Origin of the sequence: Pseudomonas sp. Irchel 3F6 (assembly GCF_900187595.1) — a bacterium.
Lineage (GTDB): Bacteria > Pseudomonadota > Gammaproteobacteria > Pseudomonadales > Pseudomonadaceae > Aquipseudomonas > Aquipseudomonas siliginis.
Genome location: NZ_FYDP01000003.1, coordinates 566326 through 584287 on the forward strand (window position 1 = coordinate 566326; position 17962 = coordinate 584287).

The following is a 17962-nucleotide window of genomic DNA, read 5'->3' on the forward strand; positions in this document are numbered from 1 at the left end:
CCCACGGCGTAGTCGATGGGGCAATCATTGGCTGTGGACGCTTATCACCGAAAGTAATCTTTAACGTTATCCATAGGCCTTCAAGGAATATACAAATCGCCCGTTTTTACCGAAGCCGCGCACTACAAGGGCTGCACCGATCTGCCATAAACGCCATGCTTTTACGGCATGAAAAGTATTCGGCTACGGCATCCGTTAACGCCTTAAAAGGCTGGTTTTGGTTCGCTGAATGTCGATGTTAGGCGCGATTGCCGCCGTCGCTGTCGATCAGCTGCGTCTGCTTGCCGGCGCCGCTGAGGATTGGTTGAACGGCCATGTCCAGGTCAGCGCCTTGAAAGCTCAATTAAAAGTCGTAGCGACCGGTAACGCCGAGGGTTCGCGGGGTGCCGAGCAGGCCTTCATAGCCGCCGTTGCCGCCGGTCCACAGAGTCGTGTAGTAGGTTTTGTCGAAGGCGTTTTTCAGCCACAGCGAGACGTCCCACTGGCCCTGATTGAAATCGCCGCGCAGGCCGGTAGAGAAGTTGACCACCGCGTAACTGGGGATCTGCCCGTAGTCGGAATCCTCGACCGTGCCCACCGCTTTGGAGCGGAACGCGTAGCTGCCGGTGACGTAGGGTTCGAAGCCGTTATCCAGATTCCATTTGTATTCGCCGTTGGCGTTGCCGATCCATTTCGATGCGCCGACCACTTGATGACCGCTGAGGTCGCAGGAGGCCGGTGCGCCTGGGGCCTGGCTGACTTCCGGCGGGCACGGTGCATCCTTGTACGAGAGGTAGCTGACGTCGTTGTACGAACCGTTGAAATTCAGGGTCAGGCCACGCAGCGGCACCACGGTGCTTTCGAACTCGATGCCGCGCGAGCGCACCGAGCCTGCGTTGGTCAGGTATTGCACGCGGTTGGCGGCGTCGTAGGCGTTGGTCTGGTAAGCGTTGACCTGGGTCCAGAACACGTTGGCGTTGAGTTGCAGGCGGCGATCCCACAGGGTGCTTTTGAAGCCGAGTTCGGCGTTGTTGGCGCGCTCGGTGCCGATCAATAACGAGTCGGCGCCAGCGGTAGGTGCGGAGCCGACCGCAAGGTTGACCCCGCCGGATTTCTCGCCGTGGGACAGCGTGGCGTAACCGAGCACATCGTCGGTGATGCGATAGCTCAGGTTGAGCAGTCCCGAGGGGCTGGAGCTGTACTGATTCAAGTCTCCGGAATCGTAGACGCCGGCACGGCCGCGACGCGCATTGGCTGCCGCGCCGGCCACAGCTACACCGCCGACCGGCGCGTTGCGGCCGACCGAGGCGTTTTTCTCCTCGTAGGTGCCACGCACCCCGGCGGTGAAATCCAGCCGCTCGCTCAGGTGCCAGGTGCCTTGGGCAAACAGGGCGAAACTGTCGGTCTTGATATGGCCGTTGCCGATGCTGGTGACGTTGGCCAGGCTGCCCGCCGGTGTGCCATTCCAGATGTCGGCCTGCGGGCCGTAATAGGAGAAGGATTTGTTGTCCAGATCCGAGCCGAAATAGTAGGCGCCGACCACATAATCGAAGAACTCACCCTTGGGCGAGGCCAGGCGAAATTCCTGCGAATACTGTTTGTCTTCCACCGACACGCCGGCGTTGTAACTGGCCGGCACGTTGAGGCCATCGTCGTTGCGCGGGGTGAAATTCCAGAAACGATAAGAGCTGACCGACGTCAGGGTGAAGTCGCTCGGCAACGTCCAGTTGGCTTCCACTGAAGTGCCGCCCTGATGCACGGTGACGTGCTGGTCATTGTCGAGATTGACCTTGCGATGCCGGCCGTTGACCAGCGTCGCCCCGGCCGCGCTGGCCCGCGATTCATACAGATTGACGCCGTTGATGGTCGGCCCGGTGTTGTACAGCACGCGGGTGCCGGCACTGGAATCTTCTTCGTTGTAATCGCCGATCCAGCGCAGATTGAAATTTTCATTGGGCTTGAACAACAGCTGCGCGCGGAAGCCCTCGCGGGAGCCGCCGTTGAGGTCGTGGCCGTCATATTCGTTCTTGATGTCGCCGTCACTGCGCGTGCGATAGGCGGAAAAACGTCCGGCCAACTCATCATTGAGCGGCCCGGAAATCGTGCCCTTGGTCTGGAAATAACCGTCCTCGCCGACCGATGTTTCGATGCTGCGCTCAGGCGTGAAACTGGGCGCGCGGGTGCTGATATTGATGACCCCGGCGGTGGTGTTCTTGCCGAACAGCGTGCCCTGCGGCCCGCGCAAGACCTCAAGCTGCTCGATATCCATCAAGTCGAACACTGCCATACCCGGACGGCCCAGATAAACGTTGTCGATGTACAGGCCAACGCTGCCTTCCAGGCCATCACTGGCCGGGTTGTTACCGAGGCCACGGATCGACACGCTGGACTGCCGCGCATGCATGTAAGCGACGTTGACGCTGGGCACCAGTTGCTGCAAATCCTGAATCCGGTAAACCCGCTGCGTCTCCAGATTCTGCCCGCTGACCACGCTCATTGGCGTCGGCACGTCTTGCGAACTTTCTTCGCGGCGGCGCGTGGTGACGGTCACGGTTTCCAGCTGCGAACCGTTGGCCGCCGCTGTGTCTGCGGGGACGGGCGGAGGGGTTTCGGCTTCGGCGGCATAGCCGTGAGTCCAGCTGGCGCTGCCTGCCAGCAACAGCGCCAAAGGCAGGCGTTTGAGCCGTCGGGGAGATGGGGGTAACGCGAGATTCAACGGACTCATGGCGCGGCTCCTGGTCAAAAAACACACAGACATCTTCAGTGCTGCATATTCTTTTAAGTTATTTATTTATGGATTTACAAATATTTACTGCATAAGAGATTGCCTTTATAAGGAGTCGACCTAATGCATATCCAATGCATTTCCCGGATATTTTTTATGTGAAAAATGCATATCGACTTGCGCCAATTGCGTCACTTCATCGCTCTGGTTGAGCAACGCAGCTTTGTCGCTGGCGCGCAGGCGGTGAACCTGTCGCAGTCGGCATTCAGCCGCAGCATCCAAGCACTGGAACACAGCGTCGGCTGCCAGTTGGTCGACCGTGGGCGCAAGGAATTGCCGCCGACCAAACAGGGCCATGTGCTGCTCGAACATGCGCGGCGACTGGTCAGCGGTGCGCAGCAGATGGCCAATGAGATCAGCCAGTTCAATGGCCTCGAGGCCGGGGAATTGCGCTTTGGTTGCGGGCCGGCGCCAGCCGCTGGATTGATCCCCCGCGCGATCGGCGCGTTCATCGGCCGCTACCCGAAAGCGCGAGTGCAATTTCAAGTCGATGACTGGCAGAGCCTGAGCAAACGCCTGCTCAGCGAAGAGTTCGAATTCTTCGTCGCCGACACCCGGCAATTCGAGGCGGATCCGGACTACCAGACCCATCGCTTGCGGGCGCGCAAATGGCATTTCTGCTGCCGCGCCGGGCATCCATTGACGGCGTTTGAACGAATCACCGCCGAACAGTTGCTGAGTTATCCACTGGCGGTCAGCATCCGCCCGCCGAACCTGCGCAAGGTCATCGTCGACCTCAGCGGTCGCCCGGACTTCGCCCCGAATGTGGAGTGCGAAAACGGCTCGAGTCTGTTGAGTGTGGTGTTGCGATCAGAAGCAATCGGGATTGTCGGCGCGTATTCCGATGCGCTGCATCTGGCCAAGGGTGAGCTGGTCTGTCTGAAGATCGAAGGCCTGGCGGATGATCTGGAGGAGCTGTACACCCGCTATGGGATTGTCAGCCGCGCGGGGTATCGGTTGTCGCCACTGGCCGAGGCGATGATCGAACAGATCAAGGCGATTGATGCGGAGGATGAGGAGGTGTGTTCGCTGGAGAATTTCGCGGTCTGAGCTGGCCCCTTCGCGAGCAGGCTCGCTCCCACAGGAATACGCATTTCAAATGTGGGAGCGAGCCTGCTCGCGAAGAGGCTGATGCAATCGCTGCATAAAAACCATTCCCCAAATGCACTTGCCGAACACCCTCACCGACAGCGAAAACCCTCACCTGTCCCACTGACCGGTGAACTCCATGCCCACCCCATCCAACCCCGTGCGCAACGTGCTGTACATCATGTGCGATCAACTGCGCCGCGATTACCTGTCCTGCTACGGACACCCGTATCTGCACACACCGAACATCGATCGCCTCGCTGCCGAAGGCGTTCGTTTCAGCCGTGCCTACACCCAAGGTACGATCTGCGGCCCGTCGCGGATGTCGGCCTACACCGGGCGCTATGTCAGCAGTCATCAAGTGGCCTGGAACTCGGTGCCGTTGCCGCTGGATGAATTGACGATCGGCGATTACCTGCGACCTCACGGCATCCGCACCGCGCTGGTCGGCAAGACCCATGCGACGGCCAATGTCGACGCCTTGCAGCGGCTGGCGATCAACCCGCAAAGCGCGCAAGCCGAGTTGCTCAATGAGGTCGGCTTCGAACCGTACCTGCGCCACGACGGCATCTACCCCGACGATCCGTCATTCGACGACAAGCGCGAATCCGCGCCCTATACCCAATACCTGCGCGCGCAGGGCTTCGATGGCAAGAATCCCTGGCACGACTGGGCGAATGCCGCCGAAGGCGAGAACGGTGAAATCCTCAGCGGCTGGAAAATGCGTCATGCGAATTTGCCAGCACGAATTCCCGAGCAACACTCAGAGACTGTCTACACTACAACTCGGGCCATCGACTTCATCGCTGAGCAAGGCGAGAAATCCTGGTGTTTACACCTCTCGTACATCAAACCACATTGGCCATATATCGTACCGTCGCCATACCACGCCTTGTACAGTACGAAATCGATTCTGCAAGCGATCCGCGCGACGCTCTCCGAAGCCAGCAAACACCCCGTATACACTGCCTTTCGCCAACATGAGGAAAGCCGCAACTTCTCCCGCGATTCAGTACGATTGAATGTAATCCCCACCTACATGGGCCTGATCAAGCAAGTGGATGATCAGTTGGGGAGACTGTTCGATTTTCTACAGAGCAACGGGCGCTGGGATGACACGTTGATCGTGTTCACCAGCGATCACGGCGATTTCCTCGGCGATCATTGGCTCGGCGAGAAGGAGTTTTTGCTGGAGCAGGCGGTGGGTGTGCCGTTGATCGTGCGCGATCCTCGGGGGGCGGCGGATGTCACTCGCGGCACTGTCGATGAGCGCTTGGCAGAAACCATCGATGCGCTGCCGACATTTCTTCAAGCACTGGGATTGCCGGCAGCAGAGCATCGGCTTGAAGGGCGTTCATTGATCCCGTTGCTGCACGGGGAAAATCCCGATTGGCGCCGCTATGCAATCAGCGAATACGACTACGCCTTCCAGGCCCCGGCGCGGGAACGTCTCGGCCAGCCGATCGACCGTTGCCGCATGACCATGGTGCGCAGCGAGCGCTGGAAATACCTGGCGTACGACGGGTTTAGACCGCAGCTGTTTGATCTGTTGAATGATCCGCAGGAGCTGAATGATCTGGGTGAGGACCCGGCATACGCGGCGGTGCGCGAGGAGCATGCCGGATATCTGTTTGAGTGGATGAGGGGGTTGAAGCGGCGGACGACGATCAGCCATCCGGAGATCGATTTGCGCGGGCAGCGGTTTCGTTATGGCGAACCGGAAACCGAGAAGGTTGTTCAGATTGGTGTTTGGTAGCGGGAAGAGCCCCTCACCCTAACCCTCTCCCAGAGGGAGAGGGGACTGAATGGGGGATATTTCAGAGGTGCACCGACCTGATCCAGCTTCACCGAATCCATAATCGATAAGGTCTTTCAGGTCGATGCATAACGCGAGATAACTCGGTCGGCTCCCTCTCCCTCTGGGAGAGGGCTGGGGTGAGGGGCTCTTGATCTTCAATCACGACCTTTGATGGTCTGGCTGCGCTGCCCATTCACCCCCACCGGCACCTCGCCCTTGAGCGTCACCCGGCGCACCACGCGATCCTGGGTGCCGTAATCATCAATCGCGTAATGCTGCGTCGAGCGGTTGTCCCAGATCGCCACATCTCCAGCCTGCCAGCGCCAGCGCACGGTGTTTTCCTGGCGGATCACATGGCTCTGCAGCAAGCCGAACAGGTGTGCCGAATCGGCCTGTGAATAACCTTTGATGCGTTTGACGAAATGCCCCAGCAGCAAGCTCTTCTCGCCGCTGATCGGGTGCACGCGCACCACCGGGTGCTCGGTTTCGTAGACGGTCGAGGTGAAGACTTTGCGATAGCGCTCCAGCTTCTCTGCCGAGACGTCCGGCTTCGCCCCGGCGTAGTCGTACTCGTTGCTGTGCACAGCGGTCAGTTTGTCGGCCAGCTCACGCAGCTCGCTCGGCAAACCGCTGTAAGCGGTCGCGGTGTTGGCCCACAGCGTATCGCCGCCGAATGCCGGCGCAACCACCGAGCGCAGGATCGATGCTTTCGGATAGGCATCAACGAAGGTCACGTCGGTGTGCCAGGAATTGGCGCGCTGGCCCTCGGCGCCGTCCAGCTCCAGAAGGTAGCGAGTGCCTTCACGCACCGGCACGGTCGGGTGCGCCACCGGTTCGCCAAGCAGATGGGCAAAGGCTTCCTGACGCTGATCGTCGAGTTGCGTCTGCTCGCGGAAGAACAGCACTTTGTATTCGACCAAGGCTTGCTGGATGGCTTCGACAGTGGCGGCGTCCAGCTCACCGGACAGGTGAACGCCGCGGATTTCGGCACCGATACGACCGGCCACCGGGTGAATTTCCAGCGCGTGAGAAACGGGTTTTACAGCGAGTGCGGCATTGCTCATGGGAAGACCCTCATCGACGGCTTGCGGTTTTGACGGCAGCGAAACAACGCTCTATCTATATTCCATTTACATCTAATAGATAATCACATGCTTCGTTGACGGAATAAGAGCTTGCATTTAAAACCTCAAGCAACCCTCGTCGCAAATGCCTTCGAGCTATTTTTAGGATGCCGGAAAAGCATATGGATCTTCGCCAGTTGCGCTACTTCATCGCCCTTAACGAACACCGCAGTTTTGTCCGTGCGGCAGACGCCATGGGCATCACTCAACCGGCGTTCAGCCGCAGCATTCAGGGGCTGGAGCAGGAATTCGGTTGCGTGCTGGTCGATCGCGGCAACAAGGATCTGCGCCCGACGCCCGAAGGCCAGGTGGTGCTGCAACACGCCCTGAGCCTGGTGCAGGGCGCAGCTTTGCTCAGCGCCGAAGTGACGCAGATGACCAAGCTCGACGCTGGCGAAGTGCACTTCGGCTGCGGCCCGGCGCCGGCAGTGAAACTGGTGCCGGATGCGGTGGCGCAGTTCATCAATGCGCACCCGAAAGTGCGCACCTGTTTTCAAGTGGATAACTGGGAAAAACTCAGCCGTGCGCTGAGCCGCGAAGAGATCGAATTCTTCATCGCCGACATCCGCCATTTCGAATCCGACCCGAATTTCCAGACGCAACCGCTGACGCCCAAGCGCGGCGTGTTTTTCTGCCGGCCGGGGCATCCGTTGCTGGCCAAGGAAAGCCTGTCGACCAACGACATGTTCGACTACCCGCTGGCCGCCACACTGATCCCGCCGGGCATTCGCAAGCTGCTGGCGAACCTGAGCGGGCGCATCGATTTCTCGCCGACCATCGAGACCGAGCACTTTCCGGCACTGGTCAAAGTGGTGCTGCAATCCAATGCGATAGGTGTCGGTACCGAGGAGGCGTTTGCCGAGGATGTCGCCAAGGGCTCGCTGGTGCTGCTGCACTGGCGCAACCTGCCGCAGAACCTCGAAACGATGAACGCGCGCTGCGGCATCGTCAGCCGCACCGGGTTTCGACTATCACCAGCAGCGAGGGCAATGATCGAGACGTTGATCGCGTTGGATCGGCAGGACGTCAGCGTCGCTGTCTGAAACCCTTTCGCGAGCAGGCTCGCTCCCACACAGGACCTGTGTACACATCCAATGTGGGAGCGAGCCTGCTCGCGAAGAGGGCAGCGAAGACGCTGGAGATCTAAAGCTTGGCGGCTGAGAGTTCAGGCGCCACCCAATCACTGACCTTGAACGGCTTGCGGATCAGCTTCTGCTGCGCCGCCAGGTCGACCTTGTCCTGCAGGCCGCTCAAGAACACCGGATCCAGTGTCGACGGGAAAATCTCACTGAGATTCTGGTCCTTCAGATCCTGAGCCAGAATCACCGGCGGATAACTGGCCAGCCCTGATACCAGCTGCACATAGGCGTCCTTGTTGCTGTCCTGCGTCAGCCACTCGACCGCTTGCTGCTGCGCCTTGAGCAGTTTCGCAATGACCTCAGGATGGGCGTCGACAAACTTGCCATTACCCAGCAACACCGCCTGCACGCTGCCAGCGCCGCCAAGGTCCTTGGTGTTGAGCGGCAATTCCGCCAGGCCTTTGGCTTGCAAGGCACTCAGCGCGGAGCTGCCCCACGAGGCATCGATCTGCTTGGCCGCGAGCGCCGAGACCGCCGCGTTGAAATCCAGATTGATCACCTTCAGATCCTTCTCGCTCAGGCCCTGACTGGCCAGCGCCGCATCGAATGACAGTTGCGTCGCCGTCCCGCGAAAGATCGCCACGCGTTTGCCCTTGAGATCCTGCAGGGTCTTGATTCCCGAGCCCGGCACCACGCCGAGGTATTGCTTGACCCCACGCGCCGTGGCGCTGAGCAGGCGCGTGTCCAGACCGTTGGACTTGCCGATGATCGCGGCCAGATCACCGAGATAGGCCAGATCGACCTGCCCATTGGCAAACGCCTCATTGATCACCGGCCCGGCGCCCTTGAAGAAACTCCACTGGATCTTGATGCCCTGCTCGGCGAAGGCCTTTTCGAAGATCTGCTGATCGCGCAGCACATCGACGATGCCGCCGCCGCTGTGCTGCGTACCGGCGCTGAGGTCGGGCACGGCGATGCGGATTTCCTTGAGCTCCTCGGCTTGGGCGCCAAGCGCGAGAAAGCCTGCAAGCGCGGGGACGGCAAACAGGCTGAGGATTCGTTTGAAGGGAAGGTTCATGGGTGCGGCTCCTTGATCGCTGAGGAGCCGAAAGTAGGCTGACTGGCTACATTCGCTTAAATACTAAAAATTCACATTTTTATATCTTTGTGAGCTAAGCAAGTGGTTGTGCGCCGTGCAGGGCGATATGCATTAACAGCATCGAAAATATTCTTCGAATGCATTGGATGCGCGTAAGCAGGCAAGCCTTAAATGGATTCGCTTATCTCCCGATAGCATCGAACGCAACTTTGTTAGATCAGTTTCATATATGACGAAACCCAGTGTGGGAGCGAGCCTGCTCGCGAATAGGCCATACCAGCCGACATCAGTGCTGCCTGAAACAGCCATTCGCGAGCAGGCTCGCTCCCACATGAAAAGCGGTTCGCCATGCAACCCGACAACGGAGGTCACCCATGGCCCGTCAATCTCTGCTCAGCCTGCCGCTGGCCGCGCCGCCGCTGAAAAGCCGTCGCACCTGGCCGAGCCTGAATCAACGCCTTTTGCCCTGGCTGCTACCCGTCAGCCTGTTCGTCCTGTGGTGGCTGGCCGCGCGCAATCAGTGGATGAGCGAGCAGATCCTGCCGGCGCCATCGCTGGTGTGGAGCAGCGCTGTGGAACTGGCCCAAGGCGAGTTGTGGAGTCATTTGTGGATCAGCCTGCAACGGTTGTTCTGGGGCTTGTTGGCAGGCGTTTCGACCGGCGCGGTGCTTGGCGCCGCACTGGGCTTCAGTCGACGTCTGGAGCGCCTGGTTTTTCCGACATTCGCTGGATTGGCGCAGGTGCCGACGCTGGCGTGGATTCCGCTGTTCATGGTGTTCTTCGGCATCGGCGAAGTGCTGAAACTGGTGGTGCTGATCAAGGCCATTGTGGTGCCGGTGACCTTGCACACACTGGTTGGCGTGCGCGATGCGCAACCGAAACTGCGCGAAGCCGCCGCCGTGTTGCGCCTGCCGCCGCGTCTGCTGATTCGTCGTCTGGTGCTTCCCGCTGCGCTGCCGGCGTTCATGGCTGGCGTGCGCCTGGCACTCGCCGCCGGCTGGACCTCGTTGCTGGCGGTCGAGCTGCTGGCCTCCAGTGAAGGCATCGGCTATCTGATGGTCTGGGCGCGGCAGCTGTTCATGCTCGACATCGTGTTCGTGTGCATCGTGGTCATCGGTCTGATCGGTGTGGCCATGGATCGCGGCATCGGCCTGCTCGACCGCAGACTGGTGCACTGGCCGCACCCGGCCACCGCGCACATCACACGCGGCCCGCGCTATCAGGGCTGGCAACGCCTGCAACCGTGGCTGTTGCCGCTGGGCTTGTTGGCGCTCTGGCAACACGCCAATGATCAGCAGTGGGTCGACGCGAATATTCTGATCAGCCCTGCGGCTGTGCTGAGCACGACGTGGGACGGACTACTCGACGGCACGCTGGTCAACGGCATGGCGCTGAGCCTGAGCCGCACCCTGGGCGGCTTGCTGATCGGTGGCGGCCTCGGTTTCGCCCTGGGCTTGCTGCTCGGCCTGTCGCGTTTCAGCGAACGCCTGCTCGGCCCGACACTCGCCGCACTGCGGCAGATTGCGATTTTCGCCTGGGTGCCGCTGCTCACCGCGTGGTTCGGCCTCGGCGAACTGGCCAAGTGGGTGTTCGTCGCTCTCGCCGCCTTCTTCCCGCTGTTCGTCGCCACCCAGCGCAGCGTCGCCAATCTCTCGCCGCAACTCAACGAAGCCGCGCAAGTGCTGCGCCTGAGGCTCGGCCAGCGCCTGCGTCGACTGGTGCTGCCCGGCGCTGCGCCGGGGATTTTCGCAGGGCTGCGATTGAGCCTGATCTACGCCTGGCTCGGCACCATCGGCGCTGAATATTTCATGCCGTCCAATGGCGGCATCGGCAGCCAGATGATCGGCGCGCAGCAGCTGTTGCGCATGGATCTGATCATGGCCGGCATGCTGCTGGTCGGCCTCACCGGCGCCCTGCTCAACCTGATCGGCCAACGCCTGGAAATTCGCGCGACCCGCTGGAGACACGCATGAACGCACCGATTGTCAGCTTCAACCACGTAGGCAAATCCTTCGCCGTCAACGGTTTCGAACTGGAGGCGATTCGCGAATTCAACCTGGACATTGCCGAGGGCGAATTCGTCGCCATCGTCGGCTCCAGCGGCTGCGGCAAATCCACTTTGCTGCGTTTGCTGGTCGGCCTCGACACCGAGTTTCGCGGACAGATCAGTGTCGATGGCAAGGCCGTCAGCGGCATCGGCGGCGAGCGCGGTATCGTCTTTCAGGAACATCGTCTGTTTCCGTGGCTGACGGTCGCCGACAACATCGGCCTGGGCCTGGTCAATGAACCGCTGAGCGGAGCGCAGAAACAACAACGCATCAAAGACTTTATCGAGCTGGTCGGCCTCAGCGATTTCACCGCGGCCTATCCGCATCAACTCTCCGGCGGCATGGCGCAGCGCGTGGCGATTGCTCGCGGTCTCGTCGCCAGCCCGCGAATCCTGTTGCTCGACGAACCCTTCGGCGCCCTCGACGCACTGACCCGCCAGCAAATGCAGGACGAACTGCTGGCAATCCGCGAACGAGCAAAGATCACCACGATTCTGGTGACCCACGATGTCGAGGAAGCGATTTTTCTGGCCGATCGCGTGGTGGTGATGGAGCCGCGTCCGGGGCGGATCAAGCAAGTGGTCGACATCGCCCTGCCGCACCCGCGCCAGCGCAGCAGTTACGACTTTCATCAGCTGCGCGAAGAACTGCTGCACGAGCTGACCAGTGATGACCATTACCAACCGAGCGCACCGGTGCGGATCCGCGATCTGCCGCTGACGTTCATTGCCTGCTGAACAGGAGTTTCGCGATGCCGCAACGTCCCAACTTTCTAGTGATTCTGGCCGACGACCTAGGCTTTTCCGACATCGGTGCGTTCGGCGGCGAAATCGCTACGCCGAACCTCGATGCGCTGGCCGAGAACGGCCTGCGCCTGACCGATTTCCACACCGCACCGACCTGCTCGCCGACGCGCTCGATGCTGCTGACCGGCACCGATCACCACATCGCCGGCATCGGCACCATGGCCGAAGCGTTGACCCCGGAACTGATCGGCAAACCTGGCTACGAAGGCTACCTGAATGACCGCGTCGTCGCCCTGCCCGAGCTGCTGCGCGAGGCCGGCTATCAAACCTTGATGAGCGGCAAATGGCATTTGGGTCTGAAGGCTGAACTGGCGCCCCATGCGCGCGGTTTCGAGCGCTCGTTTTCACTGTTGCCGGGCGCTGCCAACCACTATGGTTTCGAGCCGACCTACGATGAGCAAACGCCGGGCCTGCTGAAATCCACCCCGGCGCTGTACATCGAGGACGATCAGTTTGTTGACGAGTTGCCGAAGGATTTCTATTCCTCCGATGCCTTCGGCGACAAGCTGCTGCAGTACCTCAAGGAACGCGATCAGACCCGGCCGTTCTTCGCTTACCTGCCCTTCTCCGCGCCGCACTGGCCGCTGCAGGCACCGGCCGAGATCGTCGAGAAATACCGTGGCCGCTATGACGCCGGCCCACAAGTGCTGCGCCTCGAACGCCTGGAAAAACTCAAGGCACTGGGTCTGATCGAGGCAGACGTCGAACCGCACCCGCTGATTCAGCTCAGCGCGCAGTGGGACGCGATGAGCGATGAGCAAAAGCAGATTTCCGCACGAGCCATGGAGGTCTACGCGGCGATGGTCGAGCGCATGGACTGGAACATCGGCCGGGTCGTCGATTACCTGCGCCAGCAAGGCCAGCTCGACAACACCTTCATCCTGTTCATGTCCGACAACGGTGCCGAAGGCGCGCTGCTGGAAGCGTTCCCCAAATTCGGCCCGGAGCTGATGACCTACCTCAACCAGCATTACGACAACAGCCTCGACAACATCGGCCGGGCCAATTCCTACGTCTGGTACGGGCCGAACTGGGCGCAAGTGGCAACCGCGCCGTCACGCTTGTTCAAGGCTTTCACCACCGAGGGCGGGATCCGCGTGCCGGCGCTGCTGCACTATCCACAATTGCCGCTGAAAGGGCAGATCAGCCATGGTTTCGGCACGGTGATGGATATCACCCCGACCATTCTCGATCTGGCTGGCGTGCGGCATCCGGGTAAACAGTGGAAAGGCAAAGCGGTGGCGCCACTGCGCGGCAAGTCGTGGCTGGGCTTCCTGTCCGGCGAGACCGCGCAGGTGCATGACGAGCACACCGTGACAGGGTGGGAATTGTTCGGACGCCGGGCGATTCGCCAGGGCTCGTGGAAAGCGGTATGGATTCCCGGGCCGGTCGGGCCAGCGACCTGGCAACTTTATGATCTGGCGAGCGATCCAGGGGAGATTTATGATCTGGCGTTGAGTCAGCCGCAGAAACTCAATGACTTGATCGGGCATTGGCAGCGGTATGTAGAAGAGACCGGGGTGATCCTCAGTGCTTCGCCGTTTCAGCCGGATTGAACCAAGATCAAAAGCCCCCCTCACCCCAGCCCTCTCCCTGAGGGAGAGGGGGAAAGGGAGCAGATCTTCATGCTTTTCCAACCTGAGGTCGGCTCGAAATTTCAGGTCGATGTATCCAGCATAAACAGCTGGATCAGTCCCCTCTCCCCTGGGAGAGGGTTAGGGTGAGGGGCATCTGTCAGGCCTCCACCGCCTCCCCGGACACCACTTCCTCATCTCCGCGCACAAACCGGTTCGCCCGGCCAAACGTGCCGAAATCATTGAACCGCACACCCATCTCGCGCATGACCTTGTGCGCCACCGGCACGGTCATCTGACGAATGTAAAACGGCTCCTTGACCACGAAATGATGAATCCCGTGACTGCTGCCGAAGTTGAAGCAGAACGCTTGCAACGGCCACAGCCACCACGGGTTCAGCACCTGGCATTGCTGCAGCACATTGCCCGGTTCGACGTCGCCGTAGTAATGCATGTTCGAGCTGATGAAGTGCAGGCAGAAAGTGCGCAGCACGTTGGGGCCGATGATCACCACGGCGGCGATATCGATCACCTGCATCACCGACAGCGTGGTGGCCGACCACTCGATGGGCGAGCCGAGCAAATGCGCGATGCCGTTGGCCCCGTGAAAGCCGAGAAACACATACCACGCGCCCCAATGCAGCAGCGCCAGCGGTGCGTAGACCTTGAGCACGCGTTTGCCGATGCTCCACTTGTGTGCCCAGGTCTTGGCGCGGAGCAGGCGGATAAAGGCCGACATGACGTTATCGCCAACCATCAGCAGACGGGCAAAACCCCACGGCTCGCCGTTGGTGATTGCGCGCTCTTCCATGTCGGCTTCAGTGCCGGAAACCTTGTGATGGTTGAGGTGCAGATGACGACGGATCCACGGGTTGATCGTGCTCGGCCGCGCCAGCCAAACCAGGCCCATCATCAGGTTGTGCGGCACGCGCTGCTTGCGAAAGTACATGCTGTGGATCAGGTCGTGTTCCAGCTCATGGGTCAGCGAGGCGAAAAAAGCATTGAACAGCAGGCACACCCACCAGGCCATATGGCCAGTGATGTACAGCGCCGCCGAGCCGATCATCCCGGCCAGCGCCAACGCCAGAATCCCCGCACCGAGGGCATCCTGATGTTGAAGAATCGGGTAGCGCTCACGCAATTGCGCACCCTTGGCCAATACCACTTGGCGAATATGTGCCGAGCGCTGCGCCGCATTCAGTCGTTCAGGGCTTGCAGAAGTACCGTCCATGCTTCCATCCTCGGGTCTAAGATGAATGCATCGTGCCTTGCCGGGGTTCGATCCGCGCTAGCCAAGAACGCCAACCTGTTGACCGGACGCGCCAATCAGCATGAAGGAACCGACCTCCCTCGCCAGCTGGACCCGTGCCTTGCGCAAACAACTCGATGCGCTGGGGCTGGACAGCCTTGCCTTGTGCCAACAGGCCGGGCTCGACCCGATGCTGATGGACGACCCAAACGCGCGCTATCCGCTGTCCGGTACCACGCGCCTGTGGGCGCTCGCCGTTGAAGCCAGCGGCGACCCGGCGCTGGGCTTGCGCGTGTCGCGTTTCGTCAGCCCGACCACGTTCCACGCGCTCGGTTATGCGCTAGTGGCCAGCGGCAGCTTGCGCGAAGTGTTCGAGCGCATCGTGCGCTATCACCCGGTGGTCAGCGATGCGCTGGAACTGGAGCTGAGCCGCAGCGAAGACCGCTATCAATTCCGCCTGAAAATCCCGCCCGGCAACCCGGCACCAGCCTTCGAAGCCATCGACGCATTTACGGCGATCTACGTGCGCACCTGCCGCAATCGCCTCGGCCGTGACTACGCACCGCTGGCGGTGTACTTGCGCCGCCCCGAACCGAGCGATGCCCAGCAATGGCACAAAGTCTTCCGCGCGCCGGTGTATTTTTCCGCCGCCGAGGACCGCCTGGAATTCGCCCTCAGCGACTTCGACAGCCACCTCGACGACGCCAACCCGGAACTGGCCGAACACAACGAAGCCGTACTCAAACGCACCCTCGCCCAGCTCAAACCGCTGACCTGGGAGCGCAAGGTGCGCGATGCCATTGAAGAACAACTGCCCGAAGGCGAACCGAGCGCCGAGCGCATCGCCCAGGCCTTGCACCTGAGCCTGCGCAGCCTGCAACGGCATCTGGCGGATGAGGGCTGTCGCTTCGACACCCTGCTTAACGAAAGCCGCGAAAATCTCGCGCTGCTGCACCTGCGTGACCCGCAGTGTTCCTTGAGTGAAGTCAGCTATCTGCTGGGATTCGCTGACACCAGCAGCTTCAGCCGCGCGTTCAAGCGCTGGACCGGGATGACGCCGGGGCAGTTTCGGGATCAGTTGCGCTGATCCGAAATCACCATTGTGTGATCCAGCGCCTTCGCGAGCAGGCTCGCTCCCACCGTTGGAATGCGTTTCCTTGTGGGAGCGAGCCTGCTCGCGAAGAGGCCGTCAGACCACCACAAACCCCAGCTCAAAAACAGTGCCGTCGGCGTCACTCCTCACCCGCACTTGCCCGCCATGCAACTGCATGATCGACTGCACGATCGCCAAACCCAGCCCACCCGAATCTCCCGGTTCCGCACGTGAAGGATCGACGCGGTAGAAACGGTCGAACAGTTTGCCCAGATGCTCAGGCGCGATGACCGGGCCGTGGTTGTGCACTTGCAGCCAGCACATACCCGGTTCATCGCGGCGTTGCAGGCTGATCAGGCTGCCGGGGTCGGCGTGGCGTACGGCATTGGCCAGCAGATTGCCGAGGGCGCGTTGCAGCAGTTGCTGGTCGGCGAGCAATTCGCCGTGCATGCGGTTTTGCAGTTGGAGGTCGCGGTCATCGGCCAGGGCTTCGAAGTAATCGCAGAGCTCGTCGCCGACGTTGCGCAAGTCCAGTGTGTGCAGATTGAGCGCACGTTCGGCCTGTTCGGCGCGGGCGAGGAACATCAGGTTCTCGGCCATGCGCTTGAGCCGTTCGAACTCTTCCATGTTCGAGGCCAGCACTTCCTGATATTCGGCCGTGCTGCGCGGATGGTTCAGGGCCTGGCCGTTGCTGGCGAGCAAGGTGTGCAGAGGGGTGCGGATTTCGTGCGCGAGGTCGGCGGAGAATTGCGACAGGCGCTGCACGCTGTCGTCCAGCCGCGCCAGCATGGTGTTGAGCGCGTGCACCGGCTCGCGCAGTTCGCTCGGCGTGCCCTCGGTAGGCAGGCGTCGATCGAGGCTGCGCAGATCGATGCTGCGCACCGCTTCACTCAACTGATGCAAGGGCTGCAAGCCACGCCGCAGCAATAACAGGCCCAGAGCAAACGCGAGCACCGCGCCGAGGCCGACGGACAGGTACAGACGCAGGCGATAACTGCCGAGCATCTGCTCGCGCTCGCTGAGCACTTTGCCGGCGATCACCGTGAGGGTTTCACCGTTGGGGCCTTGCGCCTGGCCGGACAGCAAGGCCAATTCGGCGCCGTCGCTGGCCTGCCAGGTGAGCACGTCACGGCGCTGCGGCATTTGCTCTCGCGGTAATGCATTGAGCGCGGGCAGTTCACGCTGACGCGGGTTGATCGCGATCACGCTGGAGCCGTCGGCCCGGCGCACCAGCAGCAGACTGTCGAGATTACCGAGCATGTTCTGATACAACCGTGGCCGCGCCTGCAAGGCGTCGAGGCTGTCGCTGTCGGCGAGCAAGGCACGTACTTGCTCGAGGCGACCGAGCAAGGCCATGTCGTCACGAAAGGCCAATTCCGAGGCCAGCGAGCGGTAGAGGAACACGCCGATTGCGCTCAGCGCCAGCGCGCAGACCATGGCGAAGGCCAGCGCCAATCGCCAGGCAATCGACTTACTCCACATCGTCCGGCGCTTCCAGTTGATAACCGACGCCGCGCACGGTGTGGATAAGTTTCGGCATGTACGGGTCGTCAACCTTGGCGCGCAAACGACGCACGGCGACTTCGACCATGTTGGTGTCGCTGTCGAAATTCAGGTTCCACACCTGCGATGCGATCAGCGTGCGCGAAAGCACTTCGCCCTGGCGGCTGGCGAGCAGCTGCAAGAGGGCGAATTCCTTGTTGGTCAGGGCAATGCGCTGGCCGCCGCGACTGACCCGGCGGCGCAATACGTCGATTTCCAGGTCGGCGATGCTGTACGACTCGGCTTCGCGCATCGGCCCGCGTCGCAGTAGCGTGCGCACGCGCGCGAGCAGTTCGGCGAAAGCGAAGGGTTTAAGCAGGTAGTCATCTGCGCCCAGCTCAAGACCACGCACGCGGTCTTCGATAGCGTCCTTGGCGGTGAGAAACAGCACCGGTGTGGCGCCGCGCTGGCGGATCAGCTGGAGCAATTGCCAGCCGTTGAGGCCGGGCAGCATCACGTCGAGGATGATCAGGTCGTATTCCTGCTGCTCGATAAAATAGCGGCCGTCGAGGCCATTGAGCGCCACATCCACGGCGAAACCCGACTCGCCCAGGCCCTTGGCGAGGAAATTGGCGGTTTTGGCTTCATCTTCTACGACCAGCAAACGCATGGCACACCTCAATTGATCAGGTACACAGGCTAGGCGTGTTCGGCGCCGTTGCCCATTACAAACTTGTAATCCGCCTGACGGAGTTCT

13 protein-coding genes are annotated in these 17962 nt (G+C 61.0%); 7 read left to right on the top strand and 6 right to left on the bottom strand.

Translation table 11 applies throughout. The features are described from left to right. Positions 1-343 precede the first annotated feature (343 nt). Positions 344-2704, bottom strand: coding sequence for a TonB-dependent receptor (locus CKW30_RS14155; protein WP_095181120.1), 2361 nt, complete (start codon positions 2702-2704; stop codon positions 344-346). A 165-nt stretch (positions 2705-2869) separates the two neighbouring features. Between CKW30_RS14155 and CKW30_RS14160 the strand changes: the two genes are divergently transcribed. Beyond that, on the top strand, positions 2870-3814 hold the full coding sequence (locus CKW30_RS14160; protein ID WP_095181121.1) for a LysR family transcriptional regulator: 945 nt from the start codon (positions 2870-2872) through the stop codon (positions 3812-3814). 178 nt (positions 3815-3992) lie between these two features. Next, positions 3993-5609 (top strand): alkaline phosphatase family protein, encoded by a 1617-nt coding sequence (locus tag CKW30_RS14165; RefSeq protein ID WP_095181122.1) that lies wholly within the window; start codon positions 3993-3995, stop codon positions 5607-5609. A gap of 197 nt (positions 5610-5806) precedes the next feature. Here CKW30_RS14165 and CKW30_RS14170 read toward each other — a convergent pair whose 3' ends face one another. Next, positions 5807-6715, bottom strand: a complete 909-nt coding sequence (locus tag CKW30_RS14170; protein WP_056787022.1) for a TauD/TfdA family dioxygenase — start codon at positions 6713-6715, stop codon at positions 5807-5809. Between the two features lie 182 nt (positions 6716-6897). Here CKW30_RS14170 and CKW30_RS14175 point away from each other — a divergent pair, with 182 nt between their 5' ends. Continuing rightward, the gene (locus CKW30_RS14175) at positions 6898-7818 is read left to right on the top strand and encodes a LysR family transcriptional regulator (protein WP_095181123.1); all 921 of its coding nucleotides are present in this window, start codon (positions 6898-6900) and stop codon (positions 7816-7818) included. A gap of 100 nt (positions 7819-7918) precedes the next feature. On the opposite strand, the gene CKW30_RS14180 is transcribed toward CKW30_RS14175, so the two are convergent. Then, complete coding sequence (locus tag CKW30_RS14180) at positions 7919-8932, bottom strand: ABC transporter substrate-binding protein (RefSeq protein ID WP_056787018.1); 1014 nt, start codon at positions 8930-8932, stop codon at positions 7919-7921. Positions 8933-9327: 395 nt separating this feature from the next. Between CKW30_RS14180 and CKW30_RS14185 the strand changes: the two genes are divergently transcribed. Genes CKW30_RS14185 through CKW30_RS14195 form a run of 3 tightly spaced genes read left to right on the top strand, consistent with a single transcriptional unit; the run spans position 9328 to position 13363 of the window. After that, positions 9328-10926, top strand: a complete 1599-nt coding sequence (locus CKW30_RS14185; protein ID WP_095181124.1) for an ABC transporter permease — start codon at positions 9328-9330, stop codon at positions 10924-10926. Continuing rightward, complete coding sequence (locus tag CKW30_RS14190; RefSeq protein WP_095181125.1) at positions 10923-11738, top strand: ABC transporter ATP-binding protein; 816 nt, start codon at positions 10923-10925, stop codon at positions 11736-11738. Before CKW30_RS14185 ends, CKW30_RS14190 begins: the two co-directional genes overlap by 4 nt. Positions 11739-11752: 14 nt before the next feature. Next, positions 11753-13363 (top strand): arylsulfatase, encoded by a 1611-nt coding sequence (locus tag CKW30_RS14195; RefSeq protein WP_095181126.1) that lies wholly within the window; start codon positions 11753-11755, stop codon positions 13361-13363. Positions 13364-13541: 178 nt separating this feature from the next. On the opposite strand, the gene CKW30_RS14200 is transcribed toward CKW30_RS14195, so the two are convergent. Beyond that, the gene (locus CKW30_RS14200; protein WP_095181127.1) at positions 13542-14612 is read right to left on the bottom strand and encodes a fatty acid desaturase; all 1071 of its coding nucleotides are present in this window, start codon (positions 14610-14612) and stop codon (positions 13542-13544) included. A 100-nt stretch (positions 14613-14712) separates the two neighbouring features. On the opposite strand from CKW30_RS14200, the gene CKW30_RS14205 reads away from it, so the two are divergent. Further along, on the top strand, positions 14713-15717 hold the full coding sequence (locus CKW30_RS14205; protein WP_095181128.1) for an AraC family transcriptional regulator: 1005 nt from the start codon (positions 14713-14715) through the stop codon (positions 15715-15717). Positions 15718-15819: 102 nt separating this feature from the next. Here CKW30_RS14205 and CKW30_RS14210 read toward each other — a convergent pair whose 3' ends face one another. Together CKW30_RS14210 and CKW30_RS14215 are read right to left on the bottom strand one after the other, a co-directional pair. Beyond that, a complete protein-coding gene (locus CKW30_RS14210) occupies positions 15820-17205 on the bottom strand; it encodes a heavy metal sensor histidine kinase (protein WP_095181129.1) in 1386 nt (461 codons plus the stop codon). Further along, positions 17195-17875 (bottom strand): heavy metal response regulator transcription factor, encoded by a 681-nt coding sequence (locus CKW30_RS14215; protein WP_041477440.1) that lies wholly within the window; start codon positions 17873-17875, stop codon positions 17195-17197. Before CKW30_RS14215 ends, CKW30_RS14210 begins: the two co-directional genes overlap by 11 nt. Positions 17876-17962 lie beyond the last annotated feature (87 nt).